Here is a 15,550-nt window from a genome sequence, read left to right on the forward strand (position 1 = left end):
AATAGAATAACAGCAATGACGATATACCACTGTTTAGCATATCTTGAGCCACGTATCATGCATCGATCTTTAAAATTCAGTCGGAGTGTGAAGTGAAACAAGCAATGCCATCTCAGGTCAGTAAGCAGCAAATGGTGCTACTGACACTACTCGTTCTATTTAGCCCATTGGCGATCGATATTTATCTACCGGCATTGCCTCAAATATCACAAGCGTTTCACGTGGAACACGCTTTAGCACAAGATACGATTACCTGGTTTTTGTTTGCGATGGGCGTCGGACAGTTATTTGCTGGCCCATTAGCAGATAAGTATGGTCGACGAACTGTTGCATTAGGGGGCATTAGCATTTATGCCTTGAGCGCTTTATTGGCGTGGAGTGCTCAAAGTATTGAATGGATGTTAATGGCTCGGTTGCTACAAGGCTTAGGAGCGTGTGCGACTTCCGTAGCAGCTTTTGCAACAGTTCGCGATTTATTTGGGCCGCAACGCAGCGGTAAGATGATCAGTTACCTCAATGGAGCGATCTGTTTTATTCCGGCACTCGCGCCGATTCTGGGCAGTTGGTTAACTCAGCAATTCGGTTGGCGAGCAAACTTCAGTTTTATGACCGGATTTGCGCTGCTGGTAGGGTTAGCCATGGCTTTACGTCTGCAGGAGAGTAATCCGTACATGGGCAGTCGACCTGCCGTCTTTAAGCTCTCTCGTTATGCCGCCGTATTAAAAGCGCCGACCTTCCTCTTCCACGCATCGCTGTGTCTGCTGGCGATGGCGGTGATCCTCGCTTACGTGACCTCCGCGCCAGTGATTCTCATGGAGCGTTTACAGCTCAGCATGAATGAATTCACCTTCTGGTTTGGCGTTAATGCGGTGATCAATATCATTGCCTGCATGACGGCCCCCAAAGTGATGGATAAATTGGGTACTCGTTGGTCTTTGATCATTGGCATTACTACGTTAATGATCGCTGGCAGTCTAATGCTGGTGCTGCGTAATCAGGCAAGTGCACTGGCGTTCATGTTGCCAGTGTTTTTATCATCGATTGGTTTTGCATGGATACTGGGCGCAGCCGCCGGTAAAGCGTTAGCTCCGTTTGGCGATAAAGCCGGTACGGCGGCGGCATTGCTCGGACTATTCCAGATGAGTGGTTCTGGGCTATTGGTCGGTACGCTGCAACGCATTATGCCTGAGCCGCAACTACTGATCGGTTTGACCATGTGGTTAGCGGCACCTGCGTTACTCATTTTATTCTCACCGCTTGGTTTTCGTTGGCACGCCAGTGTCTCTGAGTGTTGATAGAACAAGATAAATTCACGCTGAGGCTATTTTACTCAGCGTGCATCCTGTGTATATTGTTTGCCTCTTCGATACTGACTAACCGTTTGGAATCCAAAACACCATGTCTCTAACCACCTATGAAATGGCTCGCATTCTGGAACAACTTGATGAATCTCCAGAAAAGGTGATGTATGGCAAGTTGCTTAATGAATTAGGCAATCAAAGCAGTGAACGTATTCGCAGTGCGGCCAAGCAAGTGCCACTGACCGTGCTACGCGATCTGGTTTACCAGTTCCAGCAAGTGATCGAGTCACGCAAGGGCGAGCAAGTCGAAACCATGGCTAAAGAACTCGCTAAACAGGGCATCTCTGCGGAAGAGCTTCTGAATTACTTACAAAAACGCTAATCGAACGCTCGTTCCCTATATCGCCTTGTTCGTGTACCACGATAAGTCAATGACAAGGCTTAGTGATACTCAGTGAGCCGTTATGCCGTTAAGGATTAACGTTACGGCTGATCGGGTTTTGCAGGGAAATCAGCGTTTCGGTGGATTGTACTTCATCGATGGCTTGCAGTTTATCGATCAATACATGCTGCAGTTCTTCAATCGAGCGGCACATCAGCTTGACGAAAATGTTATAAGCTCCGGTGGTGTAATAAGCTTCAACCACTTCATCCAGTGCATTCAGTTTGGCGAGCGCTGAATGGTAATCACGCGCGGCATTCAAATTAATCCCAATAAAACAACAGACGTCATAGCCGAGCTTTTTGGTATTTACGACCACTTCGGTGCCTTGGATAATATCGGCCGCTTTCATCTTCTCTATTCGCACGTGAATCGTAGCTGGACTAACATTAAACTGTTTGGCCATTTCTGCGTAAGGCGTGCGAGCATCGTCCATTAGAATTTTCAGGATGGCGCGATCCAATTCATCGAGTTTGGTGGTGGTTTGCATTGTCTTTCCTGACAGTCATGCCGACATGAAATTAAAGTGTGCTTACTTTACCACCATTAAAACGATTGTTTAACCTTGGAGTCTGACTTGAGCCGATTGCGACACTGGTACAACAAATACGCGCTGCCTCTTGCTGTTGGGTTGGGCTGCTTTTGGACGGCCAACCTAGTCGCGCAAGAACCAACCTTATCGAGCCAACCGTTAGACAATCTAGGAACGAGTCGCGTACCATGGGACAGCGAGCTTGCAGCAAACGCCATGTTGTGGATTGTGGTGCTTGTCGCCATCATGGTTTTAAGCATCCTAACAGTGCGCCAGTACCACTATATTCAACGCTTACGCACCAACCAAAAATTACTGGAGTCGATCTTTGATCAAAGCACACACTATATCGGTATCTTTGACTTAGAAGGTCGGATTATTTCCTGCAATGGCAAGTTACAGGAACTGCTGTATCGACATGGTGAAAGTTTGCTAAGACCGATCTGGCAGCACAAAGGTTGGGAGGATTCAGCGGTCGAACACATTCAGAACTATTTCTCTGAGTCCGTGCCGCAAACTCGCCAGTTTAACGCCGAAATTTGGCATCCTGAGCTTGGAGCCATCGTGCTGGAGTGTCAGTTTAAGCCGCTACCGACTCGCGAAGAGTCGCAAATTCTGCTTGAAGCACAAGACATTACTTGGCGAAAAATTACCGAAGATAAACTCTTTCAACGTGAAGCCAGCCTTCGCCATTATTACGATCAGCAGCCAGTGATGATGCTAACCTTGGATGAGCGTAACCACATTCAACAAGTGAATCATTTTGCTGAACAGCTGCTGGGTTATCCCGCTGATGCCATGCTTGGGCACCATATCCGCGATTTTTATCAAGATGAAGAGGTACTGACACCAAGGCAGATGCTACTGCTACCGAGCCGCCATGCTTCTTCTGTTTGGCGGCGAGAAGTGTGTTATCGCCATCACTCCGGTGAAACGGTGTGGGTACGGGAGAACATTCGTCCGCTGGTCGAAACGGGCACGCTGTTAATCGTTGGGGAAGACATTACCGAAACCCGCCAGCTTGCCGACCAACTGGCGTATCAAGCTCGCTATGACTTATTGACCCACACTCTAAACCGAAACCAGTTTGAGCTAGAACTGGCCAAGGCGCTGAAAGAAACCGAAAGTCAATTACGCACCCACGCCATGCTGTATCTCGATCTCGATCAGCTTAAAGTGCTCAACGATACCGCGGGCCATGATGCAGGCGATGGAGCGATTCAGTTCTGTGCCAGCATGCTGGAAGATGTGTTGCCCTTTAAAGCCACCTTGGCGCGTATGGGCGGCGATGAGTTTTCCGTATTACTGCGTGATTGCACCGAGCGTGATGCAGTGTTGGTGGCGCAAAGTATTATCCATGCGCTCAGTGAAGTGGCGTTTGTCTGGGAGCATATTCGTTTTAATCTGACCTGTTCGATCGGGATCCGTATGATTGACCATACCGCGACATCACCACAAATGGTGCATGCACAAGCGGATACGGCGTGCCATGCCGCCAAAGAGGAAGGACGCAATCGCTTCAACCTCTATCGGCAGGATGATGAGGATTTGCGCCGGCGCCAATTGGAAATGGAGTCGGTGAATCTAGTGCACGATGCGCTCGCCAATGAGCGAATTGAGCTATTTGCTCAGCGCATTGTGCCGCTCAATCAACCCGATGTGTTGCTTCATTTCGAAGTCTTAGTGCGAATTAAAAACGCCGCAGGGGAGTACGTTTCACCGGGCATTTTCGTTCCCGCCTCTGAGCGTTATAACTTGGCGCACCGTCTGGATCGGAAAATTGTCGAGCAGACCTTTAACTGGTTGGAAGCGCGTCCGCAAGTGTTAGATAAACTGGGGCGCGTTTCGATTAACCTATCGGGTAACTCGATTGGCAATCCAGATTTTGTGGCCTTCCTGCTCGAAAGATTGCGCGATAGCCGCATTCCATGCAGTAAAGTCTGTTTTGAAATCACCGAAACGGCTGCGATGCGCAATCTCAATCAAGCGATCAAGGTGTTATCTCAGCTCAAAAGCTTAGGTTGCGTGTTGGCTCTGGATGATTTTGGCTCGGGGCTCTCCTCGTTCGGTTATCTGCAGAAACTGCCGGTCGATATCGTCAAAATTGATGGCATTTTTGTGTGTGATATGGACAAAAATGAGATGGATCGCTTGATGGTCCGCTCTATCCATGAATTGACCAAGCAGATGGGCAAAAGCACCGTGGCGGAGTTTGTTGAAAACCAGCAGATACTTGAGGCTTTGCAGCAGATTGGTGTGGATTACGCGCAAGGCTATCTATTCAGCCGTCCACAACCGATCGCCGATTGGGTTGCCGAGCAACTCAAAGAGAAAGCGTAGGGTTTGCCGATAAAATCCGCTACACTGAGCGCCGTTTTATCTCGGTTTTCGGAGTTCCCTTGTTGATTCAACTGATTTGCCAAGCGCCTCACCGTGCGCAAGAGTTGGAGCAGATTGCTGCGCGTTGGCAACTGCAAGCCAGTGATGATAGCCCATTTGCTTTGGTACTCAGCGAAGAGCGCCTTGAGCTACGCAAATTAGATGAACCTAAACTGGGGGCCATTTACGTCGATTGGGTAGAAGGTGCAGTCGCACACCGCCGCAAATTTGGTGGTGGTAAAGGGCAATCGATCGCCAAAGCGGCTGGGCTAAATAAAGGCGTCACGCCAGTGGTTTTAGATGCAACGGCGGGTTTAGGCCGTGATGCGTTTGTGTTGGCGTCTTTGGGTTGTCGGGTACAGATGGTAGAACGACATCCTGTGGTTGCCGCCTTACTGGAAGATGGCTTACAGCGCGCCAAACAAGATGATGAAATCGGTGCTTGGGTCAGTGAGCGCATCAGTCTGCTGCACGCCTCAAGTCATGATGCACTGCAGCAATTGGCCTCCGATCCGAATTTTGTTGCACCCGATGTGGTCTACCTAGACCCCATGTATCCACACCCCGAAAATAAGAAAAAAACCGCCTTGGTCAAAAAAGAGATGCGCGTATTTCAGTCTCTGGTGGGGGCGGATAATGATGCCGATGCTCTGCTTGAACCTGCGCTGCAACTGGCGCAAAAACGGGTTGTGGTTAAGCGGCCTGATTACGCGCCTTGGCTGAGTAATCGTAAACCGAGCATGGCGATGGAAACCAAGAAAAACCGGTTTGATGTTTATGTGATTGCCGCAATGAGTGGCGAATAGCGCGCTGGCCAATCAAGCCGCTTTACTCACGAAGCGAGGGCACACCACAATCTGACTTGTGTTTTTGGATGAAGGACGTAATATCTGCGTCTGAGAATAATTCGTATTTTAGCTGGAGTGGTTGTGGCTAAACGTCTATGCAAACTCAGTCGTCATGAGATTGCGACTTCCCTAAGTGAAATTGAGCGTCTGGTCGCTGAGCCGCAGTTTTTGTGTCGGGATTGCGCGCGTGTGGCGGGGGATAAAAAAAGCTTGTGTAAACCGCAAGCCATGAGTCTTCCGGCGCCCGTAGCGACTGTGGTGGCACTTCCTGCTCATGAAAGTGGGGTGGTCAGCCTGCTTCCCAAAGCCAGCCTTAAAAAGCAGCGCAAATTCCACAAAAAGCTGGAAAAAGTGCTTAAAAAGCAGCGTAAGTTAATGAAAAAGCAGCAACTGCTAGAAGGCAAAGTTGGACCAAGGCATCCAACACCAGTGGTAGAGAGAGCGACAGCGCAGAGTATGCATTGAGCCGAATCATTGCGCTGAAGTGTCAACTATCGCAGATCTAAAAAAGCCCATCTCCGATGGGCTTTTGCGTCTCTTGATGAGTCATTTCATCTCGGTTAGAGCAAACCTTGACGCTGATAATCCCTTTCTACTCGGCGTTTCACCCAAGTTTCATTAATCCACAGCGAGCCAAGAATAATCGCACCACCTAGCGATAAGCGCACCAAATCGACTTCGCGGTTCCAAATCAGAATATTTACCACCAAGCCAGCGGGTACTAAAGCGTTATTCATGATGGCTAAGGCTCCCGCGTTGACCATGCAGGCGCCTTTGTTCCAAGCAAAGTAACCAAGCCCAGAAGCAATCAGTCCCAAATAGATCAAGATGCTCCATTGTACTGAGGTCGTCGGAAGCTTTTCCGGATTACCCAGCAGCAGAAAAGCAACGCTGGCCACCAGCAAAGCGCCAAGATAGAAATAGCCAAATACCGTGTGTTGGGGTAATTCGGTAGACTCTTGTTCCATCACATATTTGTAGCCGACTTGGCCAATCGCAAAGCAGAGGTTGGCTCCCTGCACGACAAGAAAACCGGTCACGAAGTGTTGATTAATGCCAGCGAATTTAATGAACACGGCACCGAGCACAGCGATGAAAGCGGTCACTAAATACCAAGGCGAGAAACGCCCTTTAAGAAAATCGTAAATCAGCGTGACATAAATCGGGGTAAAAACGGTAAACAGTAAGACTTCGGGAACCGAGAGCAGCAAGAAAGACTGATAGTAGAAACAGTACATCAAGCCAAGCTGAACGCCGCCAATCGCCATTAATTTGGCAATCAGGGCGCGCGGTACACCTTTGAAACGCAGAAAGGGAATGAAGACTAAACTCGCGAGAGCCACTCGCATCCAAACGGCAAACCAAGAATCAACTTGACCGGCGAGATAAACGCCGATCAGGCTAAATGAAAATGCCCATAACAGGGTGACTGCTGAAAGATAAACCATAACGCTATTGAATGAGTGAATGGAAATCAGCAGTCTACCTGAGTATTTTCTGTTCGTCAGTCGTTGAGTGGAATGACTAACATATCCACTGGCGAGCTGTTGATCAGTTGCCGTGTGGAAGAGAGCAGTTTGCTCCAGAAATCTTGGTGATGGCCACACACCAGTAAATCCACGTTAAACTCGCTGATGGTTTCGCACAGCTCATTGGTTAAATCGCCGCTACCGACCAAGGTATGCTTGATGGGGTAATTGGCATGCTGCGCCAAATCCTGCAGTTGCTTTTGTGACGCTTCCATCGCGTGATGTTGCGTTTCGGCCAAATTAATGTCGATAAGGCCCGTGTACAGCTCGGCGTAGTTTACGTCGATATGAATAAATGAGACTTCCGCATTGAGAGGTTTGGCCAGAGCCACCGCTTTTTCAACCAGCAGTTTGCTGTCTTCAGACAGGTCGACCGCAACCAAAAGATGTTGATAACTCATTGTACTGACTCCTATTCGGGTGACTAAACACAGCGTAGCACTGGAGTGGCGATTTTTTTGTCGCAGCGATCTCAGTTTGATGGCGATGGGTTAGGTGATGACTACAATAACTACCGAACATGCTATAGTGCGTTCAAATAGTTAGAGTGAATCAGGAGTTTTTTATGTTGTCGCAAGCGATGGTAGAACATCTCAATGAGCAAATTAACCTCGAATTTTTTTCATCCAATCTATACTTACAAATGAGTGCTTGGTGTGAAGACAAAGGATTTGACGGAGCTGCAGAGTTTTTACGCGCTCACGCGGTAGAAGAAATGCAGCACATGCAGCGTCTGTTCACTTATGTGAGTGAAACCGGTGCATTGCCAATCCTTGGTGCGATCGCTGCGCCACGCCACGAATTTGCTTCACTGGGTGAAGTGTTTCGTGAGACGTACCTACATGAACAGAAGATCACCCAACAGATTAATAAACTGGCTCATGTGGCGTTCACCTCCCAAGACTACTCAACATTTAACTTCCTTCAGTGGTACGTGGCTGAACAGCACGAAGAAGAGAAGTTGTTTAAAGGGATTTTAGATAAGCTAGAGCTGGTCGGTGAAGATGGTAAGGCGTTGTTCTTTATCGATAAAGATCTAGCTGCATTGGCAAAAAAAGGCTCATCTTCTGTCATGGATGCCCCTGCTGAGTAAGATCAGCAAAAAGACAAACTGAAGCGATCGTCTTTTTCTCTGGGCATTCTCAACACAAGATGTAGGGAGGAAAAGATGATCAGTGGAGATACCATTCTATTTGCGCTTATGCTCGTGACTGCGATTAATGTGGCACGTTATGTGACAGCGCTGCGCTCGCTTATTTACATCATGCGTGAAGCTCACCCGCTCCTTTATCAACAAGTCGATGGGCGCGGCTTTTTCACCACCCATGGCAATGTGACTAAGCAGGTGCGTTTATACCATTACCTGAAAAGTCGTGAGTATCACCACCATCATGATCCTGTGTTTACTGGTAAGTGCGATCGGGTACGTGAGCTGTTCATTTTGTCGGGTTCACTGTTGGTGCTCACCACAGTCGTCGCGTTTATGCTTTAGTGCGCCGGAGAGCTTTTCGAATGCGGTTTGCCAACACGTGCATTGCGTTGGCAGAGTAGCGATTTGCCGTTAGAATAGCCGCCCAAGTGAGTAAGGATGTGCACTCAGCACATCCTTTTTTTATGCGATTAGGTGGCAGTGATGAGCAAAACAGTCGATGTGGTAATTATTGGCGCAGGTGCGGCGGGATTGATGTGCGCAGCACAGGCGGCGCGACGCGGCCGTCAGGTATTGCTGCTCGATCATGCTAAAAAACCGGGTCGAAAAATTCTGATTTCCGGTGGTGGACGCTGTAATTTCACCAATTACGATGTCTCGGCGGCGAACTACTTGTGCCAAAACCCACACTTTGTGAAATCGGCGCTGTCGCAATACACCAACTGGGATTTTATCTCGCTGGTCAGCAAATACGGTATTGCCTTTGAAGAGCGCGATCACGGTCAGCTGTTTTGTCTTGATTCGGCCAAAGAGATTGTGGACATGCTACTCAGCGAGTGTAACCAACCGAATATCGAGCAGCGCTATCAAGTTGAAATCAGCGCAATAGCCCACACCGAGCAAGGTTTTACTCTGCAAACCACCATAGGTGAGATTGAGTGCGCGTCACTGGTGGTTGCCACCGGCGGTTTATCGATGCCGAAACTCGGTGCCACGCCGTTTGGCTACAAAATCGCAGAGCAGTTTGGCTTGCCCGTGATCAGTACCAGCGCAGGTTTAGTGCCATTTACGTTGCATGTGCAAGATAAGGAAGATTTCGCGCCGTTATCGGGTGTGGCGATTCCTGTTGAGATGCGCGCAGAATGCGGCAAAACCTTCAAAGAAGCCTTGCTCTTTACTCACCGCGGCTTATCTGGCCCTGCAGTACTACAAATTTCCTCTTATTGGACGCCAGGACAAACAATTACCACCAATTTAGTCCCCGACGTGGATTTGGCTGAGTTGTTGAGCCGTGAAAAAGAAGCGCACCCGAACCAGAGTTTGAAAAACACCTTATCGAAAGTGTTGCCCAAGCGGCTGGTTGAAGTGCTGATTGAACGCCAACTGTTTGCCGATAAACCGCTGAAACAGTATTCCCCCAAAGAGCTCGACGCATTGCAAACCCGTTTAGAGCAGTGGTCGATTGTGCCAAACGGTACCGAAGGTTATCGCACCGCAGAGGTGACGCTTGGTGGAGTGGATACCGATTGCCTCTCATCCAAAACCATGGAGTGCAAAACCGTCAAAGGCTTATTCTTTATCGGTGAAGTGATGGATGTGACTGGCTGGCTCGGCGGCTATAACTTCCAATGGGCTTGGTCGAGTGGCTACGTCGCCGGCCAGTGGGTTTAGGGGTTCAGTTTTGCTTCGCTAGGTTGCGCTTTACGGCCTTGCCACTGCTGAACCACAAGCCCCGCAATAATCAGCACTAAACCGATCAAAGTGGTTGGGTGGATCGCTTCGCCAATGATGGTCGCGAGTAGAAACAGCGAAATAAAAGGCGAAGCAAAAATCAGGTTACTGATGCGCGCGGTGTTCTGAGTATTTTTCAGTGCGCTGAGCCAGAGTACAAACGTAATGCCCATTTCAAACAGTCCCACGTAAGTGACCGCTAACCAACCTTGGGTGGTGATGCCTTGCCAATTGAGGTTTTCGTGCCAACACAGCGCCAGTGCAAACGGGATGGCGAGCAGAAAGCCGAGTAACACCCCAACGATCGGATCAGCTTTATTTTTGGTGTTGAGAATCCAATATCCCGCCCACAGCAGAGTCGACAGCAGGGCGAGACCAACCCCGAGTGGACTTTCAAATTGCAAACCGAGTAAGTCACCTTTCGTGGCAATCACCACCACACCAAAGTAACTCAGAGCACAGGCGATCCAATCTTGTTTACGAATACGTTGGCCGAGAAACAGCGCCGCCATCAAGGTGAGGGTGATCGCCCAACTGTAGTTGATGGCTTGTGCTTGTGAGGCGGGCAGCAGCGAATAGGCTTTAAACAAAATCAGGTAATAGGCGAGTGGGTTAATCAGCCCAAGCAACAGGTAGTAAAACGGATTGGCCAGTAAAGTGGGGACGATCAGCTTAAGCTTGCCCATCGCAGCACAAATCACCAGTAACGCGAGTGCGGAGACAATGCTCGCCACGGTCACCATTTGCAGCGGGTTTAACTCGGCCAGCGTTAATTTAAAGGCAGTCGCGACTGTTGACCACAACAGCACCGAAGCCAAGCCCAAACCCAATGCGCGTTTTTCATTCATCCTGAAACTCTCTTATCCTTGTTTTTCGCTAGTCTAGGGGAGAATAAACGCGCAACAAACTGGACATTTATCCAGTGTCGAAATACCATTTTGATCGAGATAAATCACAGTAAGTGTTCAACATGCAATGGATTTTTGAAAATCAAAGCGCATTGTGGTCGGCGTTAGTGAGTGCAGGTGCCACTGGGGTGGCGATCGGCTGGTGGGTCAAGCAGCGCTACCAACTGAAAACCCAATTGCTTGAGCAACAACTTGAGCAGCAGAGTCACTGGCATGCGCAGCAAATTCAGCAACTTAATGAGCAGCTCACCACAGCGCAGCAAGAGTTAGATGAGCTGGATGCGTTACGTGACAAAAACGAATTTGAACTCAAGCAATCACACGGCAAGTTAATGGCAGTGCTGGAAAAGCTGCGTTACTTTGAGGCGGTGAAACAAGAGCGCCAGCAGTATGCCGATGAGCTAAACCAAGTACGCGCCGCGAAAGCCGAGTTAGAAAGCCAATTGCGTGAACAAGAAGCGCGTCATCAGCAACAGTTGGTGGCGAGCCAAGAAAAATTGCAACTGCTTGAACGAGCCGAAGAGCGCCTAAAGCAGCAATTCGAGCATTTAGCCAATCAGGTGTTTGAGCACAAAACCGCAACGGTCGATGTGCAAAACCGCCAGAGTTTGGAAGGTTTGCTCACACCACTTAAAGAGCAGCTCGAAGGTTTTAAAAAGCAGGTCAATGATAGCTTTAACCATGAAGCCAAAGAGCGTCACACCTTAGTGCATGAACTGCGTAACTTGCAGCGCCTTAATGAGCAGATGGCCAAAGAAGCGGTCAACCTGACTCAAGCGCTGAAAGGGGATAACAAGCAGCAAGGCAACTGGGGCGAAGTGGTGTTGGCGCGTGTGCTGGCAGAATCTGGGCTGCGCGAAGGGCATGAATACCAAACTCAAGTCAGCTTACAAAACGAAGCGGGTAAGCGTTATCAGCCAGATGTGATTGTCCATTTGCCGCAAAACAAACAGGTAGTGATCGACTCGAAAATGGCTTTGGTGGCGTATGAGCGTTACTTCCATGCTGAAACCGATAGTGAGCGAGATCGCGCATTACGTGAGCACTTACTTGCGCTGCGTAACCATATTCGTGGGCTAGGGCAGAAAGATTACCATCAACTCAAAGGCATTCAGAGCCTCGATTACGTGCTGATGTTTATTCCGGTTGAACCCGCGTTTCAAGTCGCGATTCAAGCCGACCCAAGCTTGGTCAAAGACGCGATGGAGCAGAACATTATTTTGGTCAGCCCTACTACTTTGCTGGTGGCGCTGCGCACCATTGATAACTTATGGCGCAACGAGCGGCAGAATCAAAATGCGCAGGTGATCGCCGAACGTGCTAGCAAGTTGTACGATAAGCTGCGTTTGTTCGTAGAAGATATGGAAGGGCTAGGCGGCGCGCTGGATAAAGCCAATCAGAGCTACCAAGGGGCGATGAATAAGCTGGTGACTGGGCGTGGTAACGCCATTCGTCAGGCGGAAAGCTTCAAACAGCTTGGGGTGGAAATCAAACGTTCTATCCCTCAGCCATTGATTGAACGCGCACAACAAGCGCCGGATCAGGAAAATGCCCCTTTAGTAGAAAGACATCCGATTGAGGATAAAGTAAACTAATCGCCCGCAGTCGCCGCAGTCATGACGGCCAAAGAGGAAAAATAATGACGGACACCAACGTGCTAGCAAACTCTGCAACAGACAATCAGGAAACGACCCATTTCGGGTTTGAAACCGTACGTAAAGATGAAAAAGTACATAAAGTCGCGCAAGTGTTTCACTCGGTTGCGGCCAAATACGACATCATGAATGACCTGATGTCGGGCGGTATCCACCGTTTATGGAAGCGCTTTACCATCGATTGTTCAGGCGCACGTCCGGGACAACGCATTCTCGATTTGGGCGGCGGTACAGGCGATTTAACCGCGAAATTCTCGCGTATTGTGGGCGAGAAAGGCCATGTGATTTTGGCCGATATCAATAACTCTATGCTCAATGTTGGCCGCGATAAACTGCGCGACAGCGGCGTGGTAGGCAATGTGCATTATGTGCAAGCCAACGCCGAAGAACTGCCTTTCCCAGACAACTATTTTGACTGCATTACCATCAGTTTCTGTCTGCGTAACGTGACCGACAAAGATAAAGCGCTGCGTTCGATGTTCCGTGTATTGAAACCCGGCGGCCGCCTGTTGGTGCTGGAGTTTTCTAAGCCGATCCTTGAGCCGCTGTCTAAGCTTTATGACACTTACTCGTTCCATATTTTGCCTAAGATGGGGCAGTTGATCGCCAATGATGCAGACAGCTATCGTTATCTCGCTGAGTCGATCCGCATGCATCCGGATCAAGAGACTCTAAAAGGCATGATGGAAGAGGCGGGTTTTGAACAAACCACCTATTACAACCTGACCGGCGGCATTGTGGCGCTGCATCGTGGTTACAAATTTTAAGGGCTGCTATGTCATTGCTTGCAACCATGCCACTGTCTCCTTTGCTGACCGCAGTGATTGAAACCACGCTCAATACGCTCATCAATGATGATCCGGCGTTAGGCCGCAAACTGCTGCGCCTGAAAGGCAAAGTGATTTCGCTGCATCTGCGAGAGTTAAATCAATCCCTGACCTTTGTGTTCAGTCAGCGCATCGATGTGATGACCGGCTTTGAAGGCCAGCCGGATTGCTATCTGGCATTAAACCTCTCGATTCTTCCTCAGTTGCGTGAGCAAGCCAATATTACCCAGTTGATCAAGCAAGATAAGCTAGAGCTGGAAGGCGATATCCAACTGGCGCAGAAGTTTTCCGAGCTGATGAGCGATTGCAAACCGGATGTGGAAGAGTGGTTATCGCGCATCACGGGTGATGTGGTGGCACACAGTGTCGTGCATGGTGTGAAAAGCATCGCCGGCGCGCTAAAACAGCAAGCGCATAAGCATCAAAACCACTTGGCACAGGTGCTCACCGAAGAGTGGCGGATTGCGCCGCCACCGTTGGAAATTGCCCATTTTTGCGATCAAGTGGATGACGTGAAAAGTCACGCTGCGCGTTTAGAAGCGCGTTTGAACCAGTTACTGGAAAAAGCATGAAACCTGCAGAGCTGAAACGTTTATACCGGATAGTTAAAGTTCAACTCGAATATGGCTTAGATGAGCTGTTGCCAGAGCATCATCTGACCCGAGCGCCGCTACTGGCGCGTAAATCTCTTTTTTGGCTGCGCAATCAACACGCCGATAAAGCGTTAGGTGATCGTTTACGTTTGGCACTGCAAGAACTTGGCCCGGTGTGGATCAAGTTTGGGCAGATGATGTCGACTCGCCGTGATTTGTTTCCGCCGCACATCGCCGATCCCTTGGCCATGTTGCAAGATAAAGTTGCGCCGTTTGATGGCCTACAAGCCAAGCAATTGATTGAAAAAGAACTCGGCGCGCCGCTGGAAACTTGGTTCGATGACTTTGATATCAAACCGTTAGCTTCCGCTTCGATTGCCCAAGTACACACCGCCAAGCTCAAGAGTAATGGTCGTGATGTGGTGCTGAAAGTGATTCGTCCGGATATTCGCCCGCAAATCGATGCCGACATCAAGCTGATGTATCGCGTGGCACGCATTGTGGCTAAAGCGCTGCCGGAAGCACGCCGCTTAAAACCGGTGGAAGTGGTACGCGAATACGAGAAAACCTTGCTCGATGAGTTGGACCTGCGCCGTGAAGCGGCCAATGCGATTCAGCTGCGCCGCAACTTCGAAAACAGCGAAGAGTTGTATGTCCCTGAGGTGTTAACTGATTTCTGTAATGAAACTGTCATGGTTTCTGAGCGAATATACGGCATCCAAGTTTCTGACTTGGCAGGACTTCATGCCAACGGTACCAATATGAAGTTACTGGCGGAACGTGGTGTGAGTGTGTTTTTCACCCAAGTGTTTCGCGACAGTTTCTTCCATGCGGATATGCATCCGGGTAACGTGTTCGTCAATCCTAACCATCCTGAAAACCCGCAATGGATTGGTTTGGACTGTGGCATAGTCGGAACACTGAATAGCGAAGATAAGCGCTATCTGGCCGAAAACTTCCTCGCCTTCTTCAATCGTGACTATCGCCGCGTAGCGCAACTGCACGTCGATTCCGGTTGGGTACCACTGGATACCAATGTTGATGAGTTTGAAGTGGCGATCCGCATGGTGTGTGAGCCGATTTTCGCCAAACCGCTGTGTGAGATTTCATTTGGTCACGTGTTACTGAATCTGTTTAACACCGCGCGACGCTTCAATATGGAAGTGCAGCCGCAGTTAGTTTTGCTGCAAAAAACACTGCTGTATGTCGAAGGCTTGGGGCGTCAGCTCTACCCACAACTCGATTTATGGCAAACCGCCAAACCGTTTTTAGAAAAGTGGATGGCTAACCAAGTGGGGCCACAAGCTTTCTTGCATGCATTGAAAGAGCGTGCACCCTTATGGTTTGAAAAAATGCCTGAGCTGCCAGAATTGCTGTATGACAGCTTAAAGCAAGGTCGTAACTTGAATCAGCGTTTAGATAATCTTTATCAAGGTTATCGCCAATCCAAACGCCAACAAGGGACGGGAAAGTTTTTGTTTGGTGTTGGAGCCACATTAGTCGTATGCTCGGCGATATGGATCTCCAACCAATTAGAACCTTTAGCGATCGGTAGCGCGACCATTGGCGTGTTATGTTGGCTATTGAGTTGGCGAGCTTATCGCCAGTAAGCGCCTTGTCGCGTCGATAAGTTCGAAGATTTGTTCACACATAAC

At 49.2% G+C, this 15,550-nt stretch carries 16 protein-coding genes; 12 read left to right on the forward strand and 4 right to left on the reverse strand.

Annotated elements, in window-relative coordinates; all coding sequences use genetic code 11:
* Positions 1–104 precede the first annotated feature (104 nt).
* Both F0316_RS00085 and tsrA read left to right on the forward strand, forming a co-directional pair.
* A complete protein-coding gene (locus F0316_RS00085; protein WP_001140085.1) occupies positions 105–1,295 on the forward strand; it encodes a multidrug effflux MFS transporter in 1,191 nt (396 codons plus the stop codon).
* A gap of 103 nt (positions 1,296–1,398) precedes the next feature.
* Positions 1,399–1,683, forward strand: coding sequence for an H-NS-like global regulator TsrA (tsrA, locus tag F0316_RS00090; RefSeq protein ID WP_000060371.1), 285 nt, complete (start codon positions 1,399–1,401; stop codon positions 1,681–1,683).
* Between the two features lie 88 nt (positions 1,684–1,771).
* On the opposite strand, the gene asnC is transcribed toward tsrA, so the two are convergent.
* Positions 1,772–2,233 (reverse strand): transcriptional regulator AsnC, encoded by a 462-nt coding sequence (gene asnC / locus F0316_RS00095; RefSeq protein WP_001195187.1) that lies wholly within the window; start codon positions 2,231–2,233, stop codon positions 1,772–1,774.
* 258 nt (positions 2,234–2,491) lie between these two features.
* Here asnC and F0316_RS00100 point away from each other — a divergent pair, with 258 nt between their 5' ends.
* The 3 genes from F0316_RS00100 to F0316_RS00110 all read left to right on the forward strand — a co-directional run bounded on the left by F0316_RS00100 (position 2,492) and on the right by F0316_RS00110 (position 5,967).
* Positions 2,492–4,615, forward strand: coding sequence for a sensor domain-containing protein (locus F0316_RS00100; RefSeq protein WP_233344003.1), 2,124 nt, complete (start codon positions 2,492–2,494; stop codon positions 4,613–4,615).
* A 59-nt stretch (positions 4,616–4,674) separates the two neighbouring features.
* On the forward strand, positions 4,675–5,460 hold the full coding sequence (locus tag F0316_RS00105; RefSeq protein WP_000908206.1) for a class I SAM-dependent methyltransferase: 786 nt from the start codon (positions 4,675–4,677) through the stop codon (positions 5,458–5,460).
* A 123-nt stretch (positions 5,461–5,583) separates the two neighbouring features.
* A complete protein-coding gene (locus tag F0316_RS00110; protein ID WP_172625943.1) occupies positions 5,584–5,967 on the forward strand; it encodes a hypothetical protein in 384 nt (127 codons plus the stop codon).
* Between the two features lie 95 nt (positions 5,968–6,062).
* Here the strand turns inward: F0316_RS00110 and F0316_RS00115 are convergent, their stop codons facing one another.
* Together F0316_RS00115 and uspA are read right to left on the reverse strand one after the other, a co-directional pair.
* Entirely contained in the window at positions 6,063–6,950 is an 888-nt protein-coding gene (locus F0316_RS00115) for a carboxylate/amino acid/amine transporter (RefSeq protein ID WP_000262783.1), read from the reverse strand.
* 56 nt (positions 6,951–7,006) lie between these two features.
* Positions 7,007–7,432, reverse strand: a complete 426-nt coding sequence (gene uspA / locus F0316_RS00120; protein ID WP_000121736.1) for a universal stress protein UspA — start codon at positions 7,430–7,432, stop codon at positions 7,007–7,009.
* Between the two features lie 164 nt (positions 7,433–7,596).
* On the opposite strand from uspA, the gene ftnA reads away from it, so the two are divergent.
* The 3 genes from ftnA to F0316_RS00140 all read left to right on the forward strand — a co-directional run bounded on the left by ftnA (position 7,597) and on the right by F0316_RS00140 (position 9,852).
* The gene (gene ftnA / locus F0316_RS00130) at positions 7,597–8,124 is read left to right on the forward strand and encodes a non-heme ferritin (RefSeq protein WP_000951037.1); all 528 of its coding nucleotides are present in this window, start codon (positions 7,597–7,599) and stop codon (positions 8,122–8,124) included.
* 75 nt (positions 8,125–8,199) lie between these two features.
* Positions 8,200–8,523, forward strand: a complete 324-nt coding sequence (gene uspB, locus F0316_RS00135; protein ID WP_000623073.1) for a universal stress protein UspB — start codon at positions 8,200–8,202, stop codon at positions 8,521–8,523.
* Between the two features lie 141 nt (positions 8,524–8,664).
* On the forward strand, positions 8,665–9,852 hold the full coding sequence (locus F0316_RS00140; RefSeq protein ID WP_172625944.1) for a BaiN/RdsA family NAD(P)/FAD-dependent oxidoreductase: 1,188 nt from the start codon (positions 8,665–8,667) through the stop codon (positions 9,850–9,852).
* Here F0316_RS00140 and F0316_RS00145 read toward each other — a convergent pair.
* Positions 9,849–10,760 (reverse strand): DMT family transporter, encoded by a 912-nt coding sequence (locus F0316_RS00145; protein WP_001003290.1) that lies wholly within the window; start codon positions 10,758–10,760, stop codon positions 9,849–9,851. The genes F0316_RS00140 and F0316_RS00145 overlap by 4 nt on opposite strands.
* 122 nt (positions 10,761–10,882) lie before the next feature.
* On the opposite strand from F0316_RS00145, the gene rmuC reads away from it, so the two are divergent.
* From rmuC to ubiB, 4 genes are read left to right on the forward strand one after another with little or no spacing between them, the layout of a single operon-like run.
* A complete protein-coding gene (rmuC, locus tag F0316_RS00150; RefSeq protein ID WP_149560136.1) occupies positions 10,883–12,415 on the forward strand; it encodes a DNA recombination protein RmuC in 1,533 nt (510 codons plus the stop codon).
* A 44-nt stretch (positions 12,416–12,459) separates the two neighbouring features.
* On the forward strand, positions 12,460–13,242 hold the full coding sequence (gene ubiE / locus F0316_RS00155; RefSeq protein ID WP_000132703.1) for a bifunctional demethylmenaquinone methyltransferase/2-methoxy-6-polyprenyl-1,4-benzoquinol methylase UbiE: 783 nt from the start codon (positions 12,460–12,462) through the stop codon (positions 13,240–13,242).
* A gap of 26 nt (positions 13,243–13,268) precedes the next feature.
* Entirely contained in the window at positions 13,269–13,874 is a 606-nt protein-coding gene (locus F0316_RS00160; RefSeq protein ID WP_162810148.1) for a ubiquinone biosynthesis accessory factor UbiJ, read from the forward strand.
* Positions 13,871–15,505, forward strand: a complete 1,635-nt coding sequence (gene ubiB / locus F0316_RS00165; protein ID WP_000801146.1) for a ubiquinone biosynthesis regulatory protein kinase UbiB — start codon at positions 13,871–13,873, stop codon at positions 15,503–15,505. Before F0316_RS00160 ends, ubiB begins: the two co-directional genes overlap by 4 nt.
* Positions 15,506–15,550: the final 45 nt, after the last annotated feature.

It is taken from the genome of Vibrio cholerae, assembly GCF_008369605.1.
Lineage (GTDB): Bacteria > Pseudomonadota > Gammaproteobacteria > Enterobacterales > Vibrionaceae > Vibrio > Vibrio cholerae.

Excerpts from the sequence above, each read along its gene's own strand:
- uspB (WP_000623073.1), top strand. The coding sequence starts at position 8,200 with ATGATCAGTGGAGATACCATTCTATTTGCGCTTATGCTCGTGACTGCG.
- F0316_RS00100 (WP_233344003.1), top strand. The coding sequence starts at position 2,492 with ATGTTGTGGATTGTGGTGCTTGTCGCCATCATGGTTTTAAGCATCCTA.
- F0316_RS00115 (WP_000262783.1), bottom strand. The coding sequence starts at position 6,950 with ATGGTTTATCTTTCAGCAGTCACCCTGTTATGGGCATTTTCATTTAGC.
- F0316_RS00085 (WP_001140085.1), top strand. The coding sequence starts at position 105 with ATGCCATCTCAGGTCAGTAAGCAGCAAATGGTGCTACTGACACTACTC.
- ubiE (WP_000132703.1), top strand. The coding sequence starts at position 12,460 with ATGACGGACACCAACGTGCTAGCAAACTCTGCAACAGACAATCAGGAA.
- F0316_RS00140 (WP_172625944.1), top strand. The coding sequence starts at position 8,665 with ATGAGCAAAACAGTCGATGTGGTAATTATTGGCGCAGGTGCGGCGGGA.
- F0316_RS00160 (WP_162810148.1), top strand. The coding sequence starts at position 13,269 with ATGCCACTGTCTCCTTTGCTGACCGCAGTGATTGAAACCACGCTCAAT.
- F0316_RS00145 (WP_001003290.1), bottom strand. The coding sequence starts at position 10,760 with ATGAATGAAAAACGCGCATTGGGTTTGGGCTTGGCTTCGGTGCTGTTG.
- uspA (WP_000121736.1), bottom strand. The coding sequence starts at position 7,432 with ATGAGTTATCAACATCTTTTGGTTGCGGTCGACCTGTCTGAAGACAGC.
- asnC (WP_001195187.1), bottom strand. The coding sequence starts at position 2,233 with ATGCAAACCACCACCAAACTCGATGAATTGGATCGCGCCATCCTGAAA.
- ubiB (WP_000801146.1), top strand. The coding sequence starts at position 13,871 with ATGAAACCTGCAGAGCTGAAACGTTTATACCGGATAGTTAAAGTTCAA.
- ftnA (WP_000951037.1), top strand. The coding sequence starts at position 7,597 with ATGTTGTCGCAAGCGATGGTAGAACATCTCAATGAGCAAATTAACCTC.
- rmuC (WP_149560136.1), top strand. The coding sequence starts at position 10,883 with ATGCAATGGATTTTTGAAAATCAAAGCGCATTGTGGTCGGCGTTAGTG.
- tsrA (WP_000060371.1), top strand. The coding sequence starts at position 1,399 with ATGTCTCTAACCACCTATGAAATGGCTCGCATTCTGGAACAACTTGAT.